This is a genomic window from Mesorhizobium sp. P2_A12 (assembly GCF_056405075.1).
This window is the reverse complement of the sequence record NZ_JBFUCU010000008.1, coordinates 126,917-152,553: the sequence shown is the minus strand read 5'-3', so window position 1 is coordinate 152,553 and position 25,637 is coordinate 126,917. Positions and strand designations below refer to the sequence as shown.

The window sequence follows — 25,637 nt, the reverse complement described above, 5'->3', positions numbered from 1 at the left end:
GTTTCGATGTACCTGCTGCACATCGCCAACAAGAACTATTCCTCATGGTCGCTGCGGCCATGGGTGCTCATGCGCGAGCTGGATATTCCGTTCGAGGAGCGGCTGACGCCATTTCCCACCGGATCGAGCTGGGATCTCTACCGGCCGTTCTCACCCAGCGGCCGGGTGCCCTGCTTGATAGACAACAGCCTGGTCGACGATGGCTGGGCGGTCTGGGATTCGCTTGCCATCGTCGAGTATCTGGCCGAGCGTCACCATGGCGTCTGGCCCGTCGAGGCCAAGGCGCGCGCCTGGGCGCGCTCGGCCGCCGCCGAAATGCATTCGAGTTTCACCGCACTGCGCGGCGCGTGCCCGATGAGTTGCGGCGTGCGCGTCAAACCTTTCCCGATGTCCGATGCGCTGAAGCAGGATCTGTTTCGCCTCGGCGACCTATGGAACGATGGCCTTGCCCGTTTTGGCGGGCCGTTTCTCGCCGGCGCGCATTTTACCGCCGTCGATGCCTTCTTTGCCCCGGTGGCGTTCCGGGCGCAGTCCTTTGGGCTCACCTTCGAGGGGGCGGCTGCGGCCTATCCGGCACAACTGCTCGATCTGCCGGCGATGCGGGAATGGTATGCGGCCGGCCTTGCCGAGACCTGGCGCGACCCGGACCACGAGGCGGAAATCCGTGCCGCCGGCACGATTGTCGAGGATCTTCGCGCTTCGGCATAAACAGTCACCCGGCTGCTGTTACAACCCCCGCCCAAGCCGCCTGACGAACAGATAGGTGGCTGCCGCGATAAACACCGACACCGCGGTCACCACCCAGAAACCCATGGGCGTGTCGACCAAAGGCAGCCCGCCGACATTCATGCCGAACAGGCCCGAGATGATGGTCATCGGCAGCAGCACCGCCGTCATGACAGAGAGTACATAGAGCAGCTGGTTCGACTGCATGGTCAGCTTGGCCATCAGCTCGTCCTGCAACAGCCTTGTGCGCGCCTGCAGCTGCTCGCCGTCATGATAGAGCGTATGCGCCCGTTGCGAGAGCCTGGCCGCCATGTCGTTGATCGGGTCAGGCAGCTCGTTGCGATGCGAATGGTCGAGATGCCGGAACAGATTGGTGATCGTCGCCATCTGCCGATGGATCACCACCAGCTGCCGGCGCGCCTCGACCAGCGCCTGTCGCTCATTGTGCCATGCATCGCGCACGACGCGGTCCTCGATGCCGTCGAGCGTGTCGCCCAGCTTGCCGAGCTCGACCGACATGCCGTCGAGCGACTGGCCCGTGACCGCCTCGATCAGCTCCGCCGGCGAGCGGAATTTCCGCGATCCATTCTCAACCGCCTTGCGGACGGCATCGACCGATTCCAGCGGCTGCTTGCGAGCGCCAACCAGCATCGTCTCGTTGAAGGCAAAGCGGAAATGGACAAGCCCGCGCGCTTCCGAAAAGTCGTGTTTGAGATCCGGCAGATCGCCATAGAGCCAACCATCCTCGAAGTCGATGTGACAGCCATGGCTGGGGGCAAGGAAGGCGTCGCGCACCGGCCCCGGCAACGCTTTTTCAGCGCCGATCTCCTGGCGTGCATGCAGGTCGGTGATCTGATAGCTGCGCCAGGTCCAGCACGCCTGTGCCGGGTCCTTGGTGCGCAGGCCATCGGCGGTGAAATGATAGATGAAGAACAGCCCGTGCTCGTCGGGCAGGTAAGGCGACAGGTCGGTGCCTTCCGGGGCAAGAGCGACATCCATGGGCAGTACCAGATGCAGTTTTCGGACATGGCGCCGCGCGGCGGCAGCCTCACCGCGATTTCTAGCACGGACGCGTCCGCTTGCGTGTGACTGTTTCTTGACGGTCGATCACAGTCTGCCGATCACCGGCGTCGCTTTCGATCTTGCCCGTCATCTTCGGCGCACGAACGGGCCTCGCACCCAACGCAACGGTGCGGTCAGCCGCCAACTGCGTGACGCAAGGATCGCGTCGCGTTCTGCGCGGAGAGCGTCTCGATCGCGGACGAGCATGTCGCGTTGGAGGCTGAGGTCGTGGTTGGTGCGAACAAGTGCGTCATGGTCGAGTGTGAGGTCACGTGTCGTGACCGTCGGCTGCGGGTGTTCCTGGAGCGGCAGCCGGGCCAGGAGCCATTCGGAAATTGCTGCCGGAAGGGTCAGCGTTCCCTCCAATATCGGATTTGCCTCTGCCGATCCGGCGCTGAACAGGTGATGATAGTGGATGTGGACCAATCGCGCCGCGTCGGGTGCCGGCAGCCCTGCAAGGTTGTTGAGGGGAAAATTGTGCGTATCCGGCAAGATTCGCACGGAGTGATTTCCCGCGACGGCCGCCAGCGAGAAGGCGGCCTGGCTTGTACCCCAATAGGCGGTGGCCTCTCCGTGCAGAACCCCGGTCCCGGTGTTGTAGGTTGGCCCGTCAGCCCACGACTTCATATCCGCGGCCACCAATTGTCTGAAAATGTCTTCGGTGCGCTGGAAAAGCCCGCACGCCCTTTTTGCTACAAAAAGCCCGCCATTGTAGCTCGCCCGCACCGCCTGGCCACCGACCGTTGTGTGCACGATGGGCAGATGTTCATAGTCGACGCCTACAAGGGCGCACAACTTTCTCCAGTAGCTGTCGAAGGGGTCGCCAGGACCCGTCGTGCACATTCCCTTGACGTCTACAGGGCGCGCGGCGGCCGAACTTGCGCCCAATGAAAAATCGGGCTCGGCGACAAATATCGTATCGCTGTCGAGCTGCACAATGATTGGCGGCCCCGGCCGACGTTCGACGTGAGCAAGCGCGTGAATGCGATACGACGTGCCATATTGCGGGTAGTAACTCTCGATCTCGATCGGCAGATATTCGACATCCATCTGCTCGAGTTTGCGCAGCGTCGACACGGATGGGCGACGGCTGCTCCTTGGCGACACGACCGTTATCGGGCACCGCGAATAGGCACCGGCGAAACATCGTATGCTCTCGCACAGCAACAGGGCTTGCGCTTCGAGAATGCCCGCCTCGGCAATCAGGACAAATTCGACACTCTTTTCGGCGATGTCGCGCGCCTGGCCAGTCTCCCGCGGCAGGGCCGGCACACCCGGCGAGGGCGCCGGTGAAGACTCTATTTTCGCGGCTTCGCCGAGCCATTTCCCGGTCGCGCGCAACCGGGCCTTCAGGCCAGCCGCCAGCCGCTTCATTGCCGCTCTGGTCGCGGCACGCCGGTCGAGCGGCCGACACAGGGAACAGACCCTCAGCATCTCGTGTATCCGCAACGGCGGACTGGCCAGCATGCGGGCAACGAGGTCATGCGCCAGCTGCCTGGCGGCATCCGCATCCTCAGCCCGCTCGAACGGCCGGGCGGCGGCGAGGAAGACGCGAAGCACGGCAAGCAGCTTGCAGTAGGCGGCGGCGCGCCGCTCGACGGCGATCTCATGCCCACGGATGAATTCGGTCATATCGCGCGCGAAGGCGTCGTCATAAAGATCGTAGGTCAGGCCGAGCTTGGCCCAAAGCGCCTCGCGGATCGGATGCGTCCGGTTGCGCGCGTTCTTCGAGTGCTTCGTGCTCAACCCTTGCGTGTTCAGCCGGTAGCGCGTCAGCGGCTCGGCAAGGTTTCGCGCCCGGCACAGAGGCAGCAGGGCAAAACACAGATAGTGATCATGCGATATCCACTGATCGGCCCTGTAACCCCCGACGGCCTCGAAGCTGCTACGGCGATAGGCCATGGACGAATGATAGAATGGATTGTGGAACAGGATGGTCCACCGGATCGCAAGATCCGTTTCGGGCATCAGCTGCCCGCTGACGACGCGGTCGGCTTCGTCGATCAGCGTTACGGCGTTTCCGACGAGGCCAAGCTCGGAGTCCTCGTCCAGCGCGGCCACCAGCCGCCCGACATGCGTCGGCTCGGCAATGTCATCGCAATCCAGACGCAGGATAATGTCGCCGCGGGCCGCCTCGATGCCGCGGTTGGCGGCGGCGGCCGGGCCAAGATTGGTGGGATTGGTCACGATCCGTATGCGCGGATCACGGCGTGCCAGTGCCTCGAAGACCGCGTCGTCGCCCGTCGCGTCGTCGACGATCACAAGCTCAAGATCGCGGAACTCCTGGGCTAGGATACTGTCGACCGCCGCGTCGAGGAAACGCTGGTCGGTGTAGACGGTCATGACGACGGAGGCGCGTGGAGCGAGATCTGTTCGCGTCTCGGATCTGTTCTCCAAAGTTTGTCCCCCTGCCGATAGTCCCCGATAGCCAACTCGCCCGCGAGCCGCAAACGGAAATCGCTACAGGCCGAGCTTGCTCACCGGATCCGGCGAACGTCTTGGAAGGAGAGCGGGCGGCAAGCTTGGCCGACCGCCGTGGCTCCTGCGTCCGTCAGCGCTTAGGGCCGAAGCCTGGATAAGGGTTGAGCGGGACGATGGCGGCAATGTCCATCATGCCGGCCTTGACCAGCGGCAAGGTGGCGAGGTGGTGGCGCACATCTGCGTCGCTGCCGGCCTCGAACATCATGCCGCTGCCCGGGATGTCGCCGCGGTTCCACACCTGTCGCACCGCGCCTTCTGCATAGAGCGTGCGCCGCTGCTCGGCCTCGCCGGGCAGCAGCGGCGCGAAATCGGCATCGCTGAACTTTTCGGTGTTGCGGGTGAGAAGGGCAAAGAACTGCATGGCGGTCTCCTTTGGTTGGGAACGACCCAACTATCACCGCGGCTAGCCAGACTGTCCAAGACTGAATATGATAAAGTTGAGACCTTGAAGGACTTACGGCCTCGGAGAAAATGTTCGACCTGCGCCAGCTCCGCTATTTCGTCACCGTCGCTGAAACCGGCAATGTCGGCCGCGCCGCCGAGATGCTGCATATTTCGCAATCGCCGCTCAGCCGGCAGATCATACAGCTCGAGGAGCAGCTTGGCGTTCCCCTGTTTGAAAGAGCCAGGCAACGGGTCCATCTCAACGCCGAGGGCCGCGCCTTCCTCACCGAGGCGCGCTCGCTGCTGTCCAACGCGCGACGATTGGAGGAGTTTGGCCGCAACCTGGCCAGCGGCGCCGTCGGCCGTCTCGCCATCGGCTATGTCGAAGGCGCCGTGCATGCCGGGCTTGTCGCCGGGATGCTGCGTCAGTTCCGCCGCGAACGGCCGGATTTTCACCTTCAGCTACGAAGCCTGCGGTCGGCGGCGCAACTGGAGGGGCTTAGGCAGCGCTCGCTCGACCTTGGTTTCGTCTATTCGCCACCGGCTGACAATGACCCGGACATCGCCGCCATCGCGCTGCGCCATGAACCGCTGGTGCTGGCGATTCCCGAAGATGATCCGCTTGTGGGGTTGTCGGACATCAGGCCGCACCACCTCGACGGCCGCACCTGGATCACCGTCGTGCGCCAACCTGACGACACCAACCGTGGCCAGTTCCTGGCTGCTTGCGCCAAGGCCGGCTTTCTGCCCGACATCGCTTATGAGACGGCAGATCCGTTGACCTCGCTCGGCCTGGTCAGCGCCGGTCTTGGCCTGGCCACGGTGCAGGCCAGCCTGCGTGCCGCCGCACCATCGCGGATCGTGTTTCGCGACCTGCCATGGTTCGAGCGAACGGTTTCTATCCATCTTGCCTGGCGGCGTCACGACCGCCGCGCGGTGATAGCCGGCTTGCGGGAGGCAGCCGGGGAAGAGGGTAGGGCAGTAGGGCAGTAGGGGATCACTCCAGACAATTCACTACCGCCTTACTGCCCTACTCCGTTATTCCCCTACATTTTGTCGATCACCGACTGCATGCCCTCGGTCGGGGCGTCGACGGAGGAGCCTGCCACCATGATGGCGGCGACGATTGCCTCGGGGTCGTTGACCACCAGCGGCTTGACCCGTTGCGCGGTGTGGATGAAGCCCTCAGCGGCCATGTGGTCGAGCAGCGCCAGCATCGGATCCCAGAATCCGCCGATATTGGCGAACACGATCGGCTTGCGGTGATGGCCGAGCTGCCCCCAGGTCATGACCTCGACGATCTCCTCGACCGTGCCGATGCCGCCCGGCAGCGCCACAAAGGCGTCGGATTTTTCGAACATCTTATGTTTGCGTTCGTGCATATTATCGGTGATCACCAGCTCGTCGAGCCGGTCAAGCGCGGTTTCGGTCGCCTCCTTGTTGATCAGGAAGCGCGGAATGATGCCCGTCACCTTGCCGCCGGCACGCAAGGCGCCCTCGGCGACGGCGCCCATGATGCCTTTGGTGCCGCCGCCGTAAATCAGCCTGAGGCCGGAGCGCGCAATCGAGCGCCCAAGCAGGTGACCGGCCTTGGCATAGGTTTCATCGCGGCCCGGAGACGAGCCGCAATAGACGCAGACGGATCGAATCGTGTTCATACTGATGATTGGTGATTGGGTCTGAAAGCGGGGTCAAGCCCGGGGCGGGCTTTTTCTTGTCGGCTTTGGCAAAACAGGCTAGACCGGCATTAGGTGGCTAAGGGGTAGGGAAATATGGCAATTAATCCACTGAAGGCGTTCTTGTTCGCAGCGGGTGGGACCGTTGCGGCCGCAGGAACCGCCTATGTATCGGGCGCACTCGACCCATATCTCAATCGCACGCCGCCGGCGGAAGTGGCAGCACTGACCCCGCCCGCGGCGCCGAAACCAGCCGATCCCGGCACGGAATCGCGGCTGCCGCCAGCGGCGGTGCCGGCCGTTCCCGGCGCGGCGCCTCAGGCAACGGCCCCGGCCGCACCGGCAACGGATGCGGCGGCTCCAGCCGCGCCCTCAACGGATGCGGTGGCGCCCGCTGCGGCCGGTCCGATCGTGCCGTCCTTCGATGTGGTGCGCGTCGAGAGCAATGGCTCGATCGTCATTGCCGGCAATGCGGCGCCCAATTCCAAGGTTGAGATCCTCAACGGCACCACCGTGCTCGGCTCGACGGTCGCTGGCCCCGATGGCGCCTTTGTCATCGTGCTCGACGATCCGCTGAAACCCGGCGACTACACAATTGCATTGCGCGCCACCACCGGCGATGTCGTGACCGCCTCGGCGCAAACCGCCGTCGTCTCGGTTCCCAAGGATGCGGCGGGCCAGGTGCTGGCCATGGTCGAAGAGCCCGGCAAGCCGGCCGAACTGCTGACCGTTCCGGCGCCCGAGACAAAGCCGGCCGCACCGGCCGCCGGCGACCAGGCCGCCGCACCGGCGGCTCCTGCGCCAGCCGTGGTTGCGGCAGCACCCGCTCCGGCTGCACCAGCTACGCCGCCCGCCGGATCAGTGGCCGAACCCAAGATCGTCGTCGAAGCGGTCGAGATCGACGGCAAAAAGATCTTTGTCGCCGGTCTCGCCGATGCCGGCCGCAAGGTGCGCGCCTATGCCAATGACATCCTGCTCGGTGACGCGCAGACGTCGCGGGACGGTCATTTCCTGGTCGAGGCGACGCGCGACATTCCGGTCGGCAGCTACACCATCCATGTCGACGGTCTCGATGCCGACGGGGTGACAGTTGTGGCCCGCGCCGCCGTACCGTTCGAGCGCGAGCCGGGTGATTCTGTCGCCGCCGTGGCGCCCGCCGAAGCAAAGCCGGCCGCGCCTGCCGTCGCAGGCGCCGCTCCGGCGGAATCCGCATCGGCTCCTGCTGCACCGGCCACCGGGGCTCCGGCCGGGACGCCCGCTCCCGCCACCGACGCTGCGGGAGTTGTGGCTGCGGCAACGCCGCCAGGCGATGTGCCCGAGACGGTGGCGCCCAAGCTCGAGCATGCCAGCAGTGCCGTCATCATCCGCCGCAACGATACGCTTTGGCGGATTTCGCGGCGCGTCTACGGCCATGGCGTTCGCTACTCGACCATCTACCTCGCCAACCAGGATCAGATCAGCGATCCTGACCGCATCTGGCCGGGGCAGGTGTTCAAGGTCCCCGAAAAGTCGAAGGAAGGCGAAGCCGCCGACCTCAAGGCGATGGGCGAGCAGGCGACGACGGCTCCGCCCAAGACCAAGTAGTCAGCCAGCGGCTGAACGCGTGATCTCCACCGCGAGGCGAGACGCCTTCGACTGAGTCCCTGCACAAGAAAGGACTTCTGGTTCGGTGTTGAACCGCCGGCGGTGTCGCGCGGGCTGGCGACCCAATCCTGTTTCGTCATCAATCCCGGGCGCTTCGGCCGCGATCGGTTTGGCGTCCAACAAATATATCCGAGGACGAACATGCCGATTGGGCGCTATAAACGGCGCGCAGTCAGAAACAGGACTTATAAATGAGAAAAGGCGACTTCAGCGAGTTGGCCATGTTTATCACGGTCGCCGAAGAGGGAAGCTTTACACGTGCCGCCGCGAAGCTTGGCCTGTCCCAGTCGGCACTCAGCTATGCCGTCCGCATGCTCGAGGAGCGGCTCAAAGTCAGATTGATCTCGCGAACGACACGCAGCTTGTCGTTGACCGACGCAGGAGAAAGGCTGCTTCACAGCCTGCGTCCGGCATTCGACCATATCGACAATGAAATCGCTCAGCTCACCGCCCTTCGTGACAAGCCTGCGGGCACGATCCGCATCACGACCTTCCGCCATGCGGCAAGAACGGTGCTATGGCCCGTCCTGCTGAAGCTCCTGCCGGAGTATCCGGACATCGCTGTCGAGATCAATGTCGATGAAGGGCTGACCGACATCGTCGCCGGTCGGTTTGACGCGGGCATCCGCGTCGGCGAGCAGGTCGAGAAGGATATGGTTGCGGTCCGGGTGAGCGCCGACATCCGCATGGCGGTGGTCGGCTCCCCAACTTATTTTGCCACTCGCGAGGTTCCACAAACACCGCGTGATTTGAGCAACCACAATTGCGTCAGCTACCGGCAGGGCGCAGGTGGTGGGCTCTATGCCTGGGAGTTCGAGCGCGACGGCGTCGAGCTTGAGGTTCGGGTCAGCGGGTCGCTCGTGATCAACGACAACGAGATGCTGGTAAACGCAGCCCTCGGCGGACTGGGGCTGGTCTATACCTTCGAAACGCAAATCGCCCGGCATGTTGCCGATGGACGCCTGGTCCGTGTCCTGGAGGATTGGTGCCCGCCATTCTCCGGCTATCACCTTTATTATCCAAGCAGACGACAACAAACCCCGGCCTTCGCCGTCCTGGTCGAAGCGCTCCGCTACAAAGGGTAGTGGTTTTCGACTAGCGTCATCGCGATGACGCATTTATCAATCCCATTTCTAAGTTCATGCAGATAATAGCGTCTAATCAGGATAAGCTGCGCGGTCTATCTCCTGTCTATCAAAGACAAGGAGTTGGATATGAGCAAGGTCTGGTTCATCACGGGTGCCGGCAGCGGTATTGGCGCCGCCACCGCCAGGGCGGCACTGAAGGCAGGCGATCGGGTGATCGCGACTGCCCGCAATCTCGACAAGGTCCGCAATGCGCTGAGCGATGTCGCAGGCGACAGGCTCGTGTATCTCCAGTTGGACGTCGCCAGCGAAGCACAGGCGAAGGCTGCGGTTGACGAGGCGATGAAGACCTTTGGACGGATCGACGTTCTGGTCAACAATGCCGGCTACAGCCTGCTTGGCAATTTCGAGGAGTTGAGCACCGCCCAGATCGAGGGACTGATCTCGACCAATCTGTACGGCGTCATCCACGTCATGCGTGCGGTCCTTCCGGTCATGCGCAAACAACGCTCTGGCCGGATCATCAACATCAGTTCGCTTGCCGGCATAATGGGCTTCAAGCATTGCGGCGCCTACAGCGCTGCCAAATTCGCGGTCGAAGGCCTTTCCCTCTCGGTGGCGCAGGAGGTCGAACAGTTCGGCATCAAGATCGTGGTGGTCGCGCCGGGCTTCTTCCGCACGGACCTCCTCGATGTGCAGAACGCCAAATACAGCGCCAGCACGATCGAGGACTACGCCGCTGAAGGCACCGCCCAAGACATGTGGTCGGGCTATGACGGCAAACAGCAAGGTGATCCCGCCAAGCTCGGCGCTGTCTTCGTCAAACTTGCCGGGATGGAGAATCCGCCGAGGCAGTTCGTGGCTGGCAGTGACGCCATTGCAGCATTCAAGCCGGTCCTCGAAGGACGTCTTGAGGAACTGAGTGCTTACGAGGGTCTGTCCAGGTCGACAGACGGCTCATTCTAGCCCCCAAAGCCAAGGAATCATACAATGAAGAAACTCGCCATCGGCGCGGCTGCGGCCACGGCCGTCACCATCGCTCTCGCGGCAACAGGCTACGCGCAGAACACGCAGGCGCCCGGCTACATGATCGCCAACTACACGGTCAAGGATCAGGCGGGCTACCGGAAATATATGGAAGAGGCGGGCCCGCTTGCTCCGAAATACGGCGGCAAGATCATCGTCTTCAACCTCAACGCGACCGCTGTGGAAGGCCAGCCGAAAAAGGTCATGGCCATAGCCGAGTTTCCAAGCCTGGCGGACGCCCAGCGCTTCTACAATTCTCCCGAATATACGGCCGCGAGGAAGTACCGCGTCGCGGCGACCGAAGGCACGGTTGTCATGACGGAAGGGTTTGTCCCTCCGCAGCCATAACGAGCGAATAGGGCGGGCAATACCGAGTATGTCCTCGCCTCAAATCCCAGCGGACATCGACCTCTCAACAACCATCAAGGAGGCCCACATGGGCAACCAGCGCGACAATTCTGTTCACCAGGAAGGCGCTCTCTCGAACGACCGCCGACAGCTTCTGAAAGCCGGGGTGGCGCTTGCCGCTCTCCCTGTCATCGCCGCCTCGTCCGCAGTTGCGACGGCTGCGAACAATCAAACGCAAACGGGTGCAACCATGACCGATGCCAAATCCAAAGAGTTCATCAATGGCCTTGCCGATTTGATGGCACACTCAACCCGCACGCCGATCCTGAGGTGGCCGAATGAATACGGCATGGAATACGAGGAGATCTTCTTTCCGGCGATGGATGGCGTGACGATCGAGGGTTGGTTCATCCCTGCCCAATCGGACAGGTTGCTCATCTTCAATCACCCCATGCCCTGCAATCGCTACGGCTATCCGGGGCATCTGGAGCCGTGGAAAAATTTCGGCGGCTTCGAAGTGAATTTCCTGCCGGAATACAAGCTCCTGCATGATGCTGGCTACAACATCATCACCTACGACATGCGCAACCACGGCCGCAGCGGAATGGGCAGCGGCGGCATCAATGGCCACGGCGTGCTGGAGTATCGCGACGTCATCGGATCGCTGCGTTACGCGAAATCCCGGCCCGATACCAAGGACATGAAGACGGCCCTTTACAGCCGTTGCCTTGGAGCCAATGCCACCATCGTGGGCATGAAGAAGCACCCGGAGGAATTCGCCCACATCAAGGCAATGATCGCCCTGCAGCCTGTCACGCCTGCGGTATTCGTCGAAACTGCTGTCGAGAACCAGAAAATCGCCAACGGCCTTGATCTGTTCGACGTGGCGTTTCACAAGCGGACCGGCTTCCATCTCGCTGACGTCTGGCCGATGGACTATGCCAGGGCAGTGACTGTTCCGACACTCGTCGCGCAGGTCCGCAATGATTTCCTGACCAAGCCCTCCAATGTGCAGGAAATTTACGACACCATCTCCTCCGAGGACAAGAAACTCTTCTGGATCGAAGGGACAGACCAGCGTTTCGAAGGATATAACCACTTCGGAAAAAACCCCCAGCTGGTGCTGGATTGGTTCAGCTCTCACATTCCAACGACCTAGCAGCCAAATCTGCCCAAAAGGGCAGCTTGCCGTAGAACCGGTCATCGTTTATCGCCGATGGACGATGACCGAATCCCCCTTCGAAACAGACGGATGCCGCCCCGCGCCGGCCAACTGCGCCCCGGACAGCCGCGCCGTTGCCGCGCGGCTTGCCGCGTTATCCCACCCGGCACGCATCGAAATCATAAAGCACCTGTCAGCCAGCAACTCCTGTTGCTGCCGTGAAGTCGTCGATCGTTTCGATCTGGCGCAGTCCACCGTGTCACAACACCTGAAGATACTGGTCGAGGCCGGGCTGGTCCGCTTCGAGCCCGATCGCCAGCGCTCGCGCTATGCGGTCGACCACGCCGCGCTTGCCGATGTTTCCGCGTCGGTCGCCGCGCTCGTCAATTCCTGCTGCTCCGGCCGCTGAAAATAAGAAGAAGGCACCAGAAATGGCCGAAAAAACCGTCTCCGACTCCTCGACCTTCAAGACGCTGCTCAATCTGTGGCCTTACATGTGGCCGGCGGATCGCGCCGATCTCCGGGCACGGGTCACCTGGGCAACGCTTCTCTTGGTTGTCGCCAAGCTGACGCTGGTCGCCGGTCCCTATTTCTTCAAATGGGCGACCGACGCGCTGGCCGGCGACGCCAAGTCCGTGCCGCCGCTGCCGACTTTTCTGCTGGCGCCCGTCATGCTGGTCGTCGCCTACAACGTCGTGCGACTGGTGCAGCTTGGTTTCAACCAGCTGCGCGACGCACTGTTTGCCCGCGTCGGCCAGTACGCGGTGCGCCAGCTCGCCTTCCGCACCTTCGTCCATATGCATGAACTGTCGCTGCGCTTTCACTTGGAGCGGCGCACCGGCGGCCTGTCGCGCATCATCGAGCGCGGCACCAAAGGCATCGAGACGATCGTCCGTTTCATCATGCTCAACACGGCGCCGACCATCCTCGAATTCGCGCTGACCACCGGCATCTTCGCCTACACCTATGGCTGGAAATACGTCGTCGTCGTCGCGGTCACTGTCTGGGTCTATGTCTGGTTCACGGTGCGGGCGAGCGACTGGCGCATCGGCATCCGCCGCGACATGAACGACAGCGACACCGACGCCAACACCAAGGCGATCGACTCGCTGCTCAACTACGAGACGGTCAAATATTTCAACAATGAAGGCATGGAGGCGGAGCGCTTTGACCGCTCGATGGCGCGCTACGAGATCGCCGCGACGCGTATCTGGACTTCACTCGGCTGGCTGAACTTCGGCCAGGGCATCATCTTCGGTCTCGGTACCGTCATCGTCATGTGCATGTCGGCGCTCGAAGTGCAGGCGGGCACGCAGACGGTCGGCGACTTCGTCTTCATCAACGCGATGCTGATGCAGCTGTCGGTGCCGCTCAATTTCATCGGCTTCATCTATCGCGAAATCCGCCAGGGGCTGACCGATATCGAGCAGATGTTCGACCTTCTGGATGTTCCGCAGGAGATCGTCGACAAGCCGGATGCCAGGCCACTCGCCGTCAGCGCGGGGAAGGTCGAGTTCCGTGACGTGCATTTCTCCTATGATCCGAACCGCAAGATCCTGAAGGGCATCAGCTTCGCGGTGCCGGCCGGTAAGACGGTCGCCATCGTCGGGCCATCGGGCGCCGGCAAGTCGACCATCTCCAGGCTGCTGTTCCGCTTCTACGACGTCCAGGGCGGCCAGGTGCTGATCGATGGTCAGGATATCAGGGACGTGACGCAGGAGAGCCTGCGCGGGGCGATCGGCATGGTGCCGCAGGACACGGTGCTGTTCAACGACACCATCGCCTACAACATCCGCTATGGCCGCATCGGCGCCAGCGAGGAGGACATGCGCAAGGCGGCCGAACTCGCCCAGATCGGCCCGTTCATCGAGCGGCTGCCCGATGGCTACAAGTCGATGGTTGGCGAGCGCGGGCTGAAACTCTCCGGCGGCGAGAAGCAGCGCGTGGCGATCGCCCGCACCATTTTGAAAGCGCCGCCGATCCTGATGCTGGATGAAGCGACATCGGCGCTCGACAGCCACACCGAGCAGGAGATCCAGGCCGCGCTCGATCTGGTCAGTCGTGGCCGCACCACCATCGTCATCGCCCACCGGCTGTCGACGGTGATTTCCGCCGACGAAATCATCGTGCTGCAGGATGGCCAGATCGCCGAGCGCGGCACCCATGCCGAGCTGATGCGCAAGCACGGCCTCTACGCCTCGATGTGGGACCGCCAGCGCGAAGCGACCGAAGCCGAGGAGCGGCTGCGCATCGCCCGCGAGGGCGACGAGCTTGGCGTTATCGTCCGCCGCCGCACGTCGGAGGTGTCATAGCGTTTTTCCTTCTCCCCCAGGGGAGAAGGAAAACGTGTCGAAAAAATCCGCTTGACCTCAACTTTGGTTGAGATTGTAGGCCGTTCTTGGAGCCCGCAAACACCAACATCCAAGAACGGAATAATCGAAAATGAGCAAGATAAATCAGAGTGCTGATGGCGGCAGCGTGTTCAGGGTGGACAAGTTCGTCGTCCCGGCCGCCGCCCGCGAAGAGATACTCGCCAAGGTCAAGGCAACGCATGAGGTGCTGCGCCGGCAGGATGGCTTCGTGCAGGATTTCCTGCTCGAGCAATTCTCTGGCCCGGGCGAATTCAACCTTGTCACGATCGTCGAATGGGAGAGCCAGTCGGTCGTCGACCGCGTCGTGCCGATCGTCACGGCCGAGCATGCGCGTGCCGGTTTCAATCCGCAGGAGACGATCGCCCGGCTCGGCGTGCGAGCCGACATCGCCAACTATCAGCGGATCCCCGGGTTGTAAGGCCTCTACGGCCAGCCGACACCAGGTGCCGGCGCTTCAACGCTGAGCACCTGGCCGGTGCGGGCATCGCTGATCATGTGCTCGAAGCCGCGCCATTCGGCGGCGGCGATGAACAGCGTTTTCAGGTCCGGACCGCCCAGCATGCAGGCAAAGCAGCCGCGATCGACATTGACGGTCTGCAGCACCTCACCGCCTTCGAGCACCCGGACGCAGTGCCTGTTGGGAACGTCCGCGTACCAGGCCGCCCCTTCGGCATCGAGGCAGATGCCGTCGGGAAAACCATCGAGGTCGGCCCAGACGCGGCGGTTGGCGAGGCTGCCGTCCGCGGCGATGTCGAAGGCGGTCAGCCGGTTGGCGTGCGATTCGGCGACGATCAGCGTCTTGTTGTCCGGCGTCACCGCCATGCCGTTGGCGAAAGCAATATTTTCCGCCACTTGCCGGACCGCGCCGTCCGGCGTGACCAGCACGACGGTACCTGGGCCGAAATGCTGGCCGGGAGCCGGCGCCGGGCCGCCGCCATTGACATAGATGTTGCCGCGCCCGTCGACGACGATCTCGTTCCACGGGCTTTTCGACAGGCCTCGCAAATCCGCGTGGGTAACCAGTGAACCGTCCGATTCCCTGCGCAAGAGCAACCCCTCGCGACCTGAGACGACGAGCAGGCGACCGTCCGGCAGCCAGTCTATGGAGTAGGGCAACACAGCCGGCACGGTGAGCACGATCTCGCGGCTGCCGTCGGCATCGACGGCGATGATCTCGCCGGTCCCCCAGTTGCAGAGCCACAGGCGTCCGTCATGCCATCGCGGCGATTCCCCGAAGGCGAGGCCTTCCGTCACGACACGAGCTTTGTTGCCAGATGATGCCTGCATGATCGGGAGCCTCCGTTGCACGCGTCATCGGCCCTTGCGGGCGGAATGAAGCGCTGTCTCACCAAGGACGGGCGAGCGGACGGATCCCCGACAGCAGCCCTACTGTTTTTCGCTCAGGAAGAACGTCCCATCGGCATGGCCGTTGGCGCCGCATGTTGGCGGTTCCGAAATGCCGTCCTTGCCAGTGCCGCTCTCCTCGACGGCGAGTGCGTCGTCGTCGCGGCGGAAGGTGAAAACGAAACCGGTCGGCTTGTGCATCATGGCTCCTGCCAGTTGCGGCCAATGCGGCCTTGCCGATTGTTGCGTTGCGGTGAATTGGGCTTTCGGCTATTGAGGCCGGACTTGAAACGGAGCCTGCCCCAGCCCGATGAGCCTTGTCGATACGGTCAAGAACGCATTCGTACCGATCCATCGCGAAGGCTATCCCTTTATCGCGGCCTTCGGTGCGGCGACGCTTTTCCTCGGCTACTTCTCGTCGATCCTGTTCTGGATCGGCCTTATCCTGACCGCCTGGTGCGTTTATTTCTTCCGTGATCCAGAGCGCGTCACGCCGGTTGACGATCGCCTTGTGGTGAGCCCCGCCGACGGCATCATCTCGGCGGTTGGACCGGCCGTGCCGCCGCGCGAACTTGGCCTCGGCAATGTCGAGATGACCCGCATCTCAGTATTCATGAACGTGTTTTCCTGCCATGTGAACCGCGCCCCGGTGCGTGGCCGTATTGCCAAGATCGAGCACCGGCCGGGCAAATTCCTCAATGCCGAACTCGACAAGGCGAGCACCGAGAATGAGCGCAACGGCCTGGTCATCGACAGCCCCAACGGCACGGTCGCGGCTGTCCAGATCGCCGGCCTGGTGGCGCGCCGTATCGTCTGCTGGGCCGAGGCCGGCGGCTCGATCGCCATCGGCGAGCGTTTCGGCCTGATCCGCTTCGGCTCCCGCGTCGACGTGTTCCTGCCGCTCACCGCCACGCCGCGCGTTGCCGTCGGCCAGACGGCCGTCGGCGGCGAAACCGTGCTGGCCGAATTCGGCGGTGTCGCCGGCACTCCCCTCGTGCGGATTTCCTGACCGGTGGGCACGCAATACAAAAAGTTCGAAGCCCATGCCAGCGGCGGCCCGCGCATCCGCGAAATCCCGATGCGCATGGTGCTGCCCAACCTCGTCACCGTGCTGGCCATCTGTGCCGGCCTGTCCGGCATCCGTTTCGGTTTTGAGGGCCGTTTTGAGCCGGCAGTGGTGATGGTGCTGCTCGCGGCCTTCCTCGACGGCATTGACGGGCGGCTGGCGCGGATGCTGAAGGCGACCTCCAAATTCGGCGCGCAGATGGATTCGCTGGCCGACATCGTCAACTTCGGTGTTGCGCCCGCTCTCGTGCTCTATGCCTTCCTGCTCGACCGCGCCGGATCGCCGGGCTGGATCGCCGCACTTCTGTTCGCCATCGCCTGCGGGCTCAGGCTTGCCCGCTTCAACGTGCTCGATGACGAGAAGGCCGAGCGCCCCGTTTGGCAGTCCGAATATTTCGTCGGCGTGCCGGCGCCGGCGGGCGCCGTGCTGGTGATGCTGCCGCTCTATCTCTATTTCCTGCGCACAGGGCTGGAGCCCAGTCGCCCGGCTGCCTTCGTCGCCACCGGTTTCACCATCTTGGTTGCCTTCCTGCTGGTCAGCCGGCTGCCGGTCTATTCCGGCAAGAGCTTGAGAGTGCCAGGCGACAAGGTGCTGCCGATCATCCTTGGTGTCGTGCTCTACGTGCTGCTGCTGATGACCTATCCCTGGTACACGCTGACCGCCTCGGTCGCCGGTTATCTGCTCTTCCTGCCGTTCAGCGTGCGCGCCTATTCAAAGCGCGCCAAGCAGGAAGGCGAGAAAGTGCCGCCTTCGGACATCGGGTAGGTTTTTCTCGAAGCCCGCTCCGCCTTCGTCATCCTGGGGTCTGCGCTCCGCGCCAGGATGACGAAGATTGGCCTCTATGCCGCCACACCCAGCCCCAGCCTGTCGATCGCCAGCTTTCTGGTCGACACATAGTCGGTCTTGCCGGAACCCAGCACCGGGATTTCCTCGACCTTGATGATGTCGTTCGGCACCATCAATTCGGCGGCGCCTGCCTGCTTGCCGAATTTGCGCAACTCGTCGGGATTGGCATCGTCGGCGGTGGTGACCAGCACGATGCGCTCGCCGCGCCTCTTGTCCGGCACCGCCACCGCCGCATGGCGTTCTTCCGGCCACAGCGACTGCACCAGCATCTCGACAGCACCCAGCGACACCATCTCGCCGGCGATCTTGGCGAAGCGCTTGGCGCGGCCGCGAATGGTGATGAAGCCTTCGCGGTCGACGGCGACGATGTCGCCGGTGTCGTGCCAGCCGGTCAGCGGCTGCAGCTCACCGGGGCGATCGGCAGTCATGTAGCCCATCATCAGGTTCGGTCCGTCGAGCCACAACTGGCCGGCGTCGGATATGCCTTCGACCGGCTCCAGCTTCATGCGCATCGCCGGCAGCAGCCGGCCGACCGTGCCGTCGCGGCCATGGATCGCGGTGTTAACGGCAACCACGGGTGCGGCTTCCGTCAGCCCAAAACCTTCGATGATCTCGGCTTGGAAGCGTTCGCGATAGACGCGGCGGGTTTCCGGCTTCACAGCCTCGGCGCCGGCGACGACGAAGCGCAGGCTGGAAAAATCGCCGTCCTTGGCGGTGCGCGCATAGTTGGCGAGGAACGTGTCGGTGCCGAACATGATTGTCGGTTTCACCTTGCGCGCGATCTCGGGGATGATCTTGTAGTGCAGCGGCGAGGGGTAGAGGAACAGCTTTACCCCGGTGACCAGCGGCAGGATGGTGCCGCCCGTCAGGCCGAAGGAATGGAACACCGGCAGCACGTTGAGCAGGATGTCGGCGGGCGAGATGGTGATGCGCGCCTCGGCCTGCATGGCGTTGGCAAGCAGGTTCTTGTGCGACAGCACCACTGCCTTGGGTGTGCCTTCCGAACCCGAGGTGAACAGGATCACCGCAGGCTTGGCTGCATCCTGCCGCTGCAGCGGACAGCGCCACAGCAAGGCCGCGGCAAGCTTGTCGAGCGCGGTGACGTCTTCCCGCACATCCTCCAGCCAAAGCAGCTTGGCGCCGCCGTTCTCGACCGCCGCGACGATATCGGCGAGGTCGGCCTTCTCGACGAAGGCACGGGAGGAGACAACCGTGCGGATCACCGCCGTGCGCACCGCCGCGGTCACGCTGGCCGGGCCGGCGGTGTAGTTGATCATTGCCGCCACCCGGCCGCCAGACAGCAGGCCGACAAACGACAGCACCACGCCATTGGCGTTGGGCAGCAGCAGGCCGACCGCTTCGCCCGGTGCCGTCACCGCCTCGAACCGGCGGCCAAGGACGCGAGCGCCGATGAACATCTTGCGGTAGCTCAGCGTGCCGGAGATGACGTCCTCGATGATCGGGTGCGAGGCGCCGACACGGGCAGCGGCGTCGCGCATCGCCAGGAACAGGCCACGATCGAGGTCGGCGCCGAAAAACCGGGCCTCGGCGACACGGTCGAACAGCGCGTTGGTGTTCGAGGCCTGGTCCGGGTTGCGCGCTGCCAGTTCGGCGATGGTCATCGGTTCCAGCACGCTGATCGACAGTTGCGGGAACCAGTGCCGCGGCGCCTTGTCCGCCGGCGTCAGCGACACCGGCAGGCTGCGCGCCCCGCCGACGAAGATCGGCACGATCTTGGCGTCGGCCTGCATGGCGATGCGGGTGACGGCGCGAAACAGCCGAAACGTCTTGATGTCGGGCTCGACAGCGTCCGGCAGATAGACGGCAAGCCGTCCCTTGCCTTTCAGAACGCGCACCAGCCGGCGGCTGACGAAGAGGTGTTCGGCGTTGAAGGCGATGGTGCGGCCAAGCTCGCGCCATGGTTCGAGCCATGGCGACCGCGCCGAGACCTCGTCGAGTATGTGCAGCGTGTCGTCCGGCAGCAGCGACAGCATCAGCGCCGGTTCGAAACGCGATTGATGCGAGATGACGTAGATGACGGGGGCCTGCGCCTTGCGGGCGATCCTGATGCGATCGTCGCTGACACGGTAGGCGAGCTTGAACGGCACATAGAGCAGTGCCTGGGTGAAACGCAGGCCGAGGCGGAATTTCTCCACCACGCCGATCAGCAGCCAGGCAAGAACAAAACCCGCAACCAACGCCAGTGTCAGGATCATGCCGCGTCTCTCCCAACGATCTTAGCATCGCGGCTCTTTGCGACCGCTTCGGGGCAGAGCGTAGCGGAATGGAGGGCAAGGTCAATGTCGAGGCGCGGCGCGCTCTTCCTTCCCCTAGATGGGGAGATGCCCGGCAGGGCAGAGGGGGCGCTGTCCCTTCCCCCTGTCGATATTCCTTACGCCGCCTTCAACCGCCCGCTGATGAAGCGGAACTCCTGCGTCTTGCCGCCATAGCCATAGGCGGCGGCCGGCACTTCATGCACGAAGGCATAGCTTTCCTCGTGCACGCCGCCCAGCAGGCGGCCGAAGGCGTCGAAAATCGCCTTCAGATAGGCCTCCAGCTCGAGCTTGGTGTTGGTGCCGTCGACCACCTTGATATCGAGCCAGAACGTGTTGGTGCCATGCTCGGCCAGTGACTTGCCGCCGGCGAACCAGTGCTGCGGATCGATGTAGGAAACGGCAACCGCGGTGATCGTCGGATCCTTGCGCAGCTGCGTGGCGGTGATCTCGGTGATTTCGCCGGCGATCCTGGCGGACAGCGCGGCATCAGGCTTGCCGGTGACGCTGACGTTGATGATGGGCATTTTTCTTCTCCTGGTTTGAGCGGCGTCCGATCGCCGATGGAAGGACCATGCCACCATCATCGAATCAAAAAAATAGAATTGTTTTTAAGGGAAGGTTCGATATTATCGAAGTATGGAAACGCTCGATCCCGATCTGCTCAGGACTTTTCTCGCTTTCGTCGACAGCGGCTCGCTGGCGCAGGCGGCATCGAGCGTCGGCCGTTCGCCCTCGGCGGTCACAGCGCAGATGCAGCGGCTCGAGGAAATCGTCGGCGAGGCGCTCCTGGCGCCGCAGGGCCGGGGCCGAGGCCTGACGCCCGCCGGCGAGGATCTCGTCGGCCATGCAAGGCGCATCCTTGCCGCTCACCGCGAGGCATGGTTGGCCTTGAAGGGCGCGCGTGCTGCCGGGCGCGTTGCCATCGGGACGACGCAGGATTTTGCCGACAGCGGTTTGCCAGAGCTGCTGCGAGCCTTCGCCGTCAGCCATCCGCGCGTCAGGATCGAATTGCGTGTCGGCCGCTCCGCCGAACTGGTGCAAGCGATGCAATCCGGCGGGCTCGATCTGGCAATCGTCATGCGCCAGGTGGCAACGCCGGACGAAGTCGGCGTGCTGCGCGAGCCGATGATATGGCTGTGTTCGCAAAAAGGACTGGCCTCGCGCCAGGAAGAATTGCCTCTGGCATTGCTCGATCCGTATTGCGACTTTCGCGAAGCCGCACTTGCCGCACTCGATGCGGCCGGCCGCCGCTATCGCATCGCCGCAGGCAGCGCCAGCCTGGCCGGTCTGCGCACGGCGGTGAATGCGGGTGTTGCGCTGACGCTGCGCACGGCGCGCTTTGCCCATTCCGGCATTGTCGAGGCGCCGCGCGAACTTGGTCTGCCGCAGGTTCCAATGGCGGAGTTTGCGATACGGCTGCGCGCCGGTACCGATGGTCCGGCAGCCGATCTGGCGGCACTGTTCAGTGGCAATTTGGCTCTACCCGGGCTCCTTGGCTGAATCGATAAGATCCGATCTCGCTGCGGAAACGCCCAAGAAAAAGCCGACCTTACGGTCGGCTTGGGAGTAGGACGGGCCGAGGGGTTTGGGGGGACTTGGGGGTGGCCCGTCACACCAACAATGCATGAGCCGGATGATGGTTCCGTGACTTTGTAACTTTTTTACGAAATATTTGACGCCATGCGTTGCGAGCGGGCCATCAGCCAGTCCCGTCCCGCATGGGCGAACACCGCGCACAACACGATGGCGCCGCCGATCATGCTGGCGGCTGGTGCGATCTCGCCCAGGAACAGGAACGCAAACAGGATCGCGAACGGCACTTCGGCCGAGCCGAGCAGACCGGATTCGGCCGCCGGAATGAGCCGCGCACCTTCCGTCCACAGGATCGAGGACAGCGCAAAACATGAGCCGAAGGTGGCAAGCAGCACCGCGTCGCGTGGCGTGACCGCCAGCGGATCGGTGACGAACCAGCCAAGCACGAACAAGAGGAAGGCCGAAACCGCGCCGGCCCACACCACCGGCGTGTCTCGGAAGGCACGCACCATGATCATGTAGAGCGCGCTGCCGATGGTCATAAGCAGCGCCAACCCGTCCCCGAACAGATGACCGGTGCCGAACCCGGACCAGACCATGATCGCCACGCCGCACAGCGAGACGCCGGCGGCGACCATCGTCTGCAGGCGAAACGGCTCGCGCGTCAGAACCCAGGCCAGCAGCGCTGTGACGAAAGGCGCGGTCGCATAGATGATCGCGACATTGGCGACGAAGGTGAACTTGAAGGCCGAGATGAAGGCGATGCTGGCCAGCGCCCCTTCCACCGCCAGCAGCCAGCCGCGCCAGCCGAGGCGCAACGTTTCGCGGTTGCCGGAGCGATGGCGGCGCCACAGCACATAGAGGCTGATCAGGATCGAGCCGACAAAGCCGCGCCAGCAGGTGATGGTCAGCGGATCGGCATGGATCGACTTGGTCAGCACCCCGGTCAGGCCGAACACCGCCGCCGATGACGACACCAGCAGGATACCCAGCGTGCGCTCAGTGGTGCTGTCCGTCGGGGCTGCAATGTCACTCATGCCGCCAGCCTACGCCGTTGCGTCCTGACATCGTAGCGTCAGCAGTGACGGCGATCCACATCATAGCCGCTTGCGGAAATGCTCGGTGCCGACGATCAGCAGCCCGGCGGCGATGATAAGGGCGGCGCCGAAGAACACTTCACGGCGCGGCACGTCACCCCAGATCGCAAAGCCGAGCGCGAACGCCCACAACAGCGAGCTGTATTCGAGGGGTGCGAGGATCGAAGCCGGCGTTCGCTTCATGCCTTCGAACAGAAGATATTGCGCAAACCCACCAAGCGCGCCGACGCTGGCAAGGAGCAGCAACTGGGTCCAGTCCGGCGTCTGCCACCAGAGCAGCGCCGGTGCCGCCGAAAAGAGCAGGAAATAGAAGTTGTTGAGGAGAAGCTGGATCATCGAACGCTCGGCAAGCGCGGTCTTGCGCAGGAGCACGATGGCTATGCCCCACAAAAAGGCCGCCGCCAGCACCAGCAGCACCGGCACGGACAGGCCGAGATGGGTCGGGTCGCAAGCGACGAAGACGCCGGCAAAGCCGATCAGCACCGCAAACCAGCGCAGCATCGGCACCTTTTCGCCCAGCATCACCACCGAAAGCACGGTGACGATGATCGGTGCCGCGTAGTAGACGGTGGTCAGTTCTGCAAGCTGAAGGCTGCGCGCGGCATTGTAGTAACAAAGCCAGGCGGCGAGTGTGAAGGCGCTGCGCACCAGCATCGGCCGCACGATTGGCGAGCGCACCGTGTCGGCAAACAGCCGTTGGCCGCCGATCGCCGCGCAGGCGCCAAGAATGGTGATGCTGCGGAAGAACATGATCTGCCAGACCGTCATGCCGGTGACCAGCAGCTTGATCGAGGCATCCTGCGTCGAAAACAGGAAATAGGCCGCACCGGTCAGCAGGATTCCTGCGAGGACCCTTTCGCGTGTTTCGAGAATGGCGACATCGGCCATAAGGCGCGGGACCAGTGTTGCAGGAGGCGACAAAATGCTGTGTGGAGCGACGCGAGAGGAAGTCTCCCATACCAAAAGCTATACGGGCGAAAGTCAGCACAGCGCTACGCCAGCCCTAAGCTTGCGTTGGGGCAGGGGATGGCGACCTTGCTTCCAGAAGGCAATCGGCACTTATATCTGCACGCCGCTGTCCGGCAACGAGAGCGAAGGAACGGAAATGGATGCGACCGAACTGAAGGCGAAGCAGGCGCCACTGAAGCAGGCCTATCGCGACGACGCTGCGCAGGCGCTGATCACGCTTCGCGCCAAAGGGTCGATCGACGACCAGTCGGTTGCCTGCAAGGTGGAGACAGGCAGGGCGATCGCGATCGCCGGATTGCATCCGGCAACCGGTGGCTCGGGGCTCGAACTCTGCTCGGGTGACATGCTGCTGGAGGCGCTGGTGGCCTGCGCCGGGGTGACGCTGAAGGCGGTGGCGACGGCGCTGGAGTTCAAGCTGGGCGCTGCCACGGTGGAAGCCGAAGGCGACCTCGATTTTCGCGGCACGCTCGGTGTGGCCAAGGATGCGCCGGTCGGCTTTCGCGCCATCCGGCTCAATTTCGATCTCGATACCGACGAGCCGCAGGAGCGGGTAGACTCCCTGCTGAAGCTGACCGAGCGGTATTGCGTGGTGTTCCAGACCATCAACCAGAAGCCGCAGCTGACGGTGAGCGCACGGCGCTGAAACGCCGTGCGCCGGATGCTTACTGCGCTGCCGGCTCTTCGGCGTCGCCCTCGTCGGTGAAGGGCGAGGCGCTCGGCACGCATTGCACCGACCAGCCGGTCGGTGTCGGCTGCTTCTGATATTCGGTGATGGCGGCGGTGCATTGTTCGCGCTTGTCGAAGGTGCTGGGCAGCACGACCATGCCGCCCTGCGGGCCGGCGATTACCAGATACCAGACCAACGCTGCGGTCGTTGCCATGGGGATGTCCTTGTTCTGCCCAATTGGGGCGCTTGTTGCGGGAGTCGCTGCGATCCTATCAACTCCGCCGAAATGACGAAAGCATGACCGCCGTGCAGCCTTCCGCCATGACAATCACAGCCGCGTGATGCGATGGCGGATCTGGGCCCAGATCTAAACCCAAGCGGGCTTAGTTGGTGGCAAAACAATAGAACAGGCCGTCACCGCCGGTGCCTTTCAGCGCCTCCTGGCTACAGCCGCCACGCGAGGCATGCGAGGAGTTCCAGGATTTGGCGGCCGCCGAATCGTCGAGGCCGGTGCGGTCGTGATGGCCCATCATCGCGGCACCTTCCGCTCCGCTCATCGTCCAGTCGCCGCAGGTCTGGTCGGCGATCTTCGTGCCATCGGGTTTGGAGCCGGTCAGCATGTCGTGGCGGTTTGGCTTGTCGCCACGGCCGTTGACCACTTCGCCCTTCTCGTTCAGCGCCGTCTGCTTGGTGATGCCATTAGCGTCGCCGTGCAATGAGGCGACATCGTCGGCGATCTTCACACCCTTGGCGTTCACCCACGGCCCCTTGCCGATGCGGTCGCGCGCGTCGGTATCGCTGGTCGACAGATAGGCGGCCCAGCTCTTGCCGGTGACGCCGGCGGCTTCCGCCAGCGAGGCGCAATGCGCGTCCGCACCCTTGAGGCCGCCGAGGTCGGCACCCTTGCCGGAGCCAACGTTGGTGACGAAGAAGCTCATCTTTGCGTCTTGCGAATAGGCGGCGCCCGCGGCCGCGATCAGGGCGGCGGCGGTGGCGAGAAGCAGTCTGCGCATGGTGGTCCTCCGTTCAGGTTTCGAATGTCTGACATTCGAAGAACGTCGGCGGTGCCGAGAATCTTCCGGCAAAAAGCAGCTATTCCGGCTGGCGATAGGCGACAAAGCGGTTGTGCTTGGCCTGGAAGATCAGTCCGGTCTCCTTCAGGTCCGGGCTCGCCAGCGGCACGATAAGTTTGGCGACCTCCGAAGGGTGAGGCAGTGTTGCCGGATCCTCGCCGGGCACAGCCTGGGCGCGCATCGCAGTGCGGGTAGGGCCTGGGTCGGCCGCGTTGACCCTGAGCGGCAGGCTTTGCGTCTCGTGCGCCCAGGAGCGCATCATCGTCTCGACTGCCGCTTTGGACGCCGCGTAGGGCGCCCAGAAGGCGCGCGCCGAGTGGGCCGAATTCGCGGACAGCAAAATGGCGCGGCCGGCGTCGGAGAGTCGCAGCAGCGGATCGACCGAGCGGATCAGCCGCCATGTCGAGGTGACGTTGATGGTCATCACCCTCTCGAACGTTTTCGCCTCGACATGGCCGATCGGCGAGATGACGCCGAGCACGCCGGCATTGGCGACGAGAATGTCGAGCTTGCCCCAGCGTTCGTGGATGGCGCCGCCCAGCCGGTCGATGCCGGCCATGTCGGCGAGGTCGAGCGGCACCAGCGTCGCCTGGCCGCCGGCCGCCTTGATCTGGTCGTCGAGCTCTTCCAGCCCGCCGACGGTACGCGCTACCGCGATGACATGCGCGCCGGCTGCAGCCAACTCCTTGGCGATGAAATAACCGATGCCGCGCGAGGCGCCGGTGACGACCGCAACGCGGCCGGTAAGGTCGAGGGTCATGCTATGGATTCCGGGAATTGACTAACGCGGATGACGGGTG

The 25,637-nt window shown here is 63.6% G+C and carries 27 protein-coding genes; 14 read left to right on the top strand and 13 right to left on the bottom strand.

From position 1 onward, the window contains the following. Nucleotides 1-6 precede the first annotated feature (6 nt). On the top strand, nt 7-708 hold the full coding sequence (locus AC1DZU_RS19295) for a glutathione S-transferase family protein (protein ID WP_477287336.1): 702 nt from the start codon (nt 7-9) through the stop codon (nt 706-708). A gap of 18 nt (nt 709-726) precedes the next feature. On the opposite strand, the gene AC1DZU_RS19290 is transcribed toward AC1DZU_RS19295, so the two are convergent. The 3 genes from AC1DZU_RS19290 to AC1DZU_RS19280 form a co-directional block, all read right to left on the bottom strand. Beyond that, nucleotides 727-1,725, bottom strand: a complete 999-nt coding sequence (locus tag AC1DZU_RS19290) for a transporter (RefSeq protein ID WP_477287334.1) — start codon at nt 1,723-1,725, stop codon at nt 727-729. 150 nt (nt 1,726-1,875) lie between these two features. Further along, nucleotides 1,876-4,185 carry a glycosyltransferase family 2 protein gene (locus AC1DZU_RS19285; RefSeq protein WP_477287332.1) on the bottom strand — a complete coding sequence of 770 codons (2,310 nt, stop codon included), beginning with the start codon at nt 4,183-4,185 and terminating at the stop codon, nt 1,876-1,878. 154 nt (nt 4,186-4,339) lie between these two features. Next, nucleotides 4,340-4,630 carry a muconolactone Delta-isomerase family protein gene (locus AC1DZU_RS19280; protein ID WP_477287330.1) on the bottom strand — a complete coding sequence of 97 codons (291 nt, stop codon included), beginning with the start codon at nt 4,628-4,630 and terminating at the stop codon, nt 4,340-4,342. 110 nt (nt 4,631-4,740) lie between these two features. Between AC1DZU_RS19280 and AC1DZU_RS19275 the strand changes: the two genes are divergently transcribed. Continuing rightward, nucleotides 4,741-5,646: a LysR substrate-binding domain-containing protein gene (locus tag AC1DZU_RS19275; RefSeq protein ID WP_477287328.1), complete on the top strand. Its 906-nt coding sequence runs from the start codon at nt 4,741-4,743 to the stop codon at nt 5,644-5,646. Nucleotides 5,647-5,699: 53 nt separating this feature from the next. Here the strand turns inward: AC1DZU_RS19275 and AC1DZU_RS19270 are convergent, their stop codons facing one another. After that, nucleotides 5,700-6,311: an LOG family protein gene (locus AC1DZU_RS19270; protein ID WP_477287326.1), complete on the bottom strand. Its 612-nt coding sequence runs from the start codon at nt 6,309-6,311 to the stop codon at nt 5,700-5,702. Nucleotides 6,312-6,425: 114 nt separating this feature from the next. Between AC1DZU_RS19270 and AC1DZU_RS19265 the strand changes: the two genes are divergently transcribed. The 8 genes from AC1DZU_RS19265 (at nt 6,426) to AC1DZU_RS19230 (ending at nt 14,384) form a co-directional block, all read left to right on the top strand. After that, nucleotides 6,426-7,913 (top strand): LysM peptidoglycan-binding domain-containing protein, encoded by a 1,488-nt coding sequence (locus AC1DZU_RS19265; RefSeq protein ID WP_477287324.1) that lies wholly within the window; start codon nt 6,426-6,428, stop codon nt 7,911-7,913. 251 nt (nt 7,914-8,164) lie between these two features. Continuing rightward, a complete protein-coding gene (locus tag AC1DZU_RS19260) occupies nt 8,165-9,058 on the top strand; it encodes a LysR family transcriptional regulator (RefSeq protein WP_477287322.1) in 894 nt (297 codons plus the stop codon). A 129-nt stretch (nt 9,059-9,187) separates the two neighbouring features. Beyond that, on the top strand, nt 9,188-10,024 hold the full coding sequence (locus AC1DZU_RS19255; protein WP_477287320.1) for an SDR family oxidoreductase: 837 nt from the start codon (nt 9,188-9,190) through the stop codon (nt 10,022-10,024). Nucleotides 10,025-10,048: 24 nt separating this feature from the next. Further along, on the top strand, nt 10,049-10,432 hold the full coding sequence (locus AC1DZU_RS19250; protein WP_477287318.1) for a DUF1330 domain-containing protein: 384 nt from the start codon (nt 10,049-10,051) through the stop codon (nt 10,430-10,432). Between the two features lie 88 nt (nt 10,433-10,520). Continuing rightward, nucleotides 10,521-11,591, top strand: a complete 1,071-nt coding sequence (locus AC1DZU_RS19245; RefSeq protein WP_477287316.1) for an alpha/beta hydrolase family protein — start codon at nt 10,521-10,523, stop codon at nt 11,589-11,591. A gap of 64 nt (nt 11,592-11,655) precedes the next feature. Beyond that, nucleotides 11,656-12,003 (top strand): ArsR/SmtB family transcription factor, encoded by a 348-nt coding sequence (locus AC1DZU_RS19240; RefSeq protein WP_477287314.1) that lies wholly within the window; start codon nt 11,656-11,658, stop codon nt 12,001-12,003. A gap of 22 nt (nt 12,004-12,025) precedes the next feature. After that, nucleotides 12,026-13,906: an ABCB family ABC transporter ATP-binding protein/permease gene (locus AC1DZU_RS19235; protein WP_477287312.1), complete on the top strand. Its 1,881-nt coding sequence runs from the start codon at nt 12,026-12,028 to the stop codon at nt 13,904-13,906. 130 nt (nt 13,907-14,036) lie between these two features. Then, nucleotides 14,037-14,384, top strand: a complete 348-nt coding sequence (locus tag AC1DZU_RS19230) for an antibiotic biosynthesis monooxygenase family protein (RefSeq protein ID WP_477287310.1) — start codon at nt 14,037-14,039, stop codon at nt 14,382-14,384. Between the two features lie 5 nt (nt 14,385-14,389). Here AC1DZU_RS19230 and AC1DZU_RS19225 read toward each other — a convergent pair whose 3' ends face one another. Both AC1DZU_RS19225 and AC1DZU_RS19220 read right to left on the bottom strand, forming a co-directional pair. Continuing rightward, nucleotides 14,390-15,253, bottom strand: coding sequence for an SMP-30/gluconolactonase/LRE family protein (locus AC1DZU_RS19225; RefSeq protein ID WP_477287308.1), 864 nt, complete (start codon nt 15,251-15,253; stop codon nt 14,390-14,392). Nucleotides 15,254-15,352: 99 nt separating this feature from the next. Then, nucleotides 15,353-15,511, bottom strand: coding sequence for a hypothetical protein (locus AC1DZU_RS19220; RefSeq protein ID WP_477287306.1), 159 nt, complete (start codon nt 15,509-15,511; stop codon nt 15,353-15,355). A 109-nt stretch (nt 15,512-15,620) separates the two neighbouring features. On the opposite strand from AC1DZU_RS19220, the gene AC1DZU_RS19215 reads away from it, so the two are divergent. Both AC1DZU_RS19215 and AC1DZU_RS19210 read left to right on the top strand, forming a co-directional pair. Beyond that, the gene (locus tag AC1DZU_RS19215) at nt 15,621-16,319 is read left to right on the top strand and encodes a phosphatidylserine decarboxylase (RefSeq protein WP_477287304.1); all 699 of its coding nucleotides are present in this window, start codon (nt 15,621-15,623) and stop codon (nt 16,317-16,319) included. Nucleotides 16,320-16,322: 3 nt separating this feature from the next. Beyond that, the gene (locus AC1DZU_RS19210) at nt 16,323-17,141 is read left to right on the top strand and encodes a CDP-alcohol phosphatidyltransferase family protein (protein ID WP_095086458.1); all 819 of its coding nucleotides are present in this window, start codon (nt 16,323-16,325) and stop codon (nt 17,139-17,141) included. A gap of 74 nt (nt 17,142-17,215) precedes the next feature. On the opposite strand, the gene AC1DZU_RS19205 is transcribed toward AC1DZU_RS19210, so the two are convergent. Together AC1DZU_RS19205 and AC1DZU_RS19200 are read right to left on the bottom strand one after the other, a co-directional pair. Then, on the bottom strand, nt 17,216-19,438 hold the full coding sequence (locus AC1DZU_RS19205) for an AMP-binding protein (RefSeq protein WP_477287302.1): 2,223 nt from the start codon (nt 19,436-19,438) through the stop codon (nt 17,216-17,218). Between the two features lie 176 nt (nt 19,439-19,614). Continuing rightward, nucleotides 19,615-20,022: a tautomerase family protein gene (locus tag AC1DZU_RS19200; RefSeq protein WP_477287300.1), complete on the bottom strand. Its 408-nt coding sequence runs from the start codon at nt 20,020-20,022 to the stop codon at nt 19,615-19,617. 112 nt (nt 20,023-20,134) lie between these two features. On the opposite strand from AC1DZU_RS19200, the gene AC1DZU_RS19195 reads away from it, so the two are divergent. Further along, nucleotides 20,135-20,998 carry a LysR substrate-binding domain-containing protein gene (locus AC1DZU_RS19195; protein ID WP_477287298.1) on the top strand — a complete coding sequence of 288 codons (864 nt, stop codon included), beginning with the start codon at nt 20,135-20,137 and terminating at the stop codon, nt 20,996-20,998. Between the two features lie 161 nt (nt 20,999-21,159). On the opposite strand, the gene AC1DZU_RS19190 is transcribed toward AC1DZU_RS19195, so the two are convergent. Both AC1DZU_RS19190 and AC1DZU_RS19185 read right to left on the bottom strand, forming a co-directional pair. Next, entirely contained in the window at nt 21,160-22,068 is a 909-nt protein-coding gene (locus AC1DZU_RS19190) for a DMT family transporter (protein ID WP_477287296.1), read from the bottom strand. Between the two features lie 60 nt (nt 22,069-22,128). After that, nucleotides 22,129-23,016, bottom strand: a complete 888-nt coding sequence (locus AC1DZU_RS19185; RefSeq protein WP_477287294.1) for a DMT family transporter — start codon at nt 23,014-23,016, stop codon at nt 22,129-22,131. 217 nt (nt 23,017-23,233) lie between these two features. Here AC1DZU_RS19185 and AC1DZU_RS19180 point away from each other — a divergent pair, with 217 nt between their 5' ends. Then, entirely contained in the window at nt 23,234-23,740 is a 507-nt protein-coding gene (locus AC1DZU_RS19180) for an OsmC family protein (protein ID WP_477226274.1), read from the top strand. Nucleotides 23,741-23,759: 19 nt separating this feature from the next. Here the strand turns inward: AC1DZU_RS19180 and AC1DZU_RS19175 are convergent, their stop codons facing one another. The 3 genes from AC1DZU_RS19175 to AC1DZU_RS19165 form a co-directional block, all read right to left on the bottom strand. Beyond that, complete coding sequence (locus tag AC1DZU_RS19175; protein WP_027045347.1) at nt 23,760-23,978, bottom strand: hypothetical protein; 219 nt, start codon at nt 23,976-23,978, stop codon at nt 23,760-23,762. Between the two features lie 169 nt (nt 23,979-24,147). Continuing rightward, a complete protein-coding gene (locus AC1DZU_RS19170) occupies nt 24,148-24,777 on the bottom strand; it encodes a hypothetical protein (RefSeq protein WP_477287292.1) in 630 nt (209 codons plus the stop codon). Between the two features lie 79 nt (nt 24,778-24,856). Beyond that, nucleotides 24,857-25,597, bottom strand: a complete 741-nt coding sequence (locus AC1DZU_RS19165; RefSeq protein WP_477287290.1) for an SDR family NAD(P)-dependent oxidoreductase — start codon at nt 25,595-25,597, stop codon at nt 24,857-24,859. Nucleotides 25,598-25,637 lie beyond the last annotated feature (40 nt).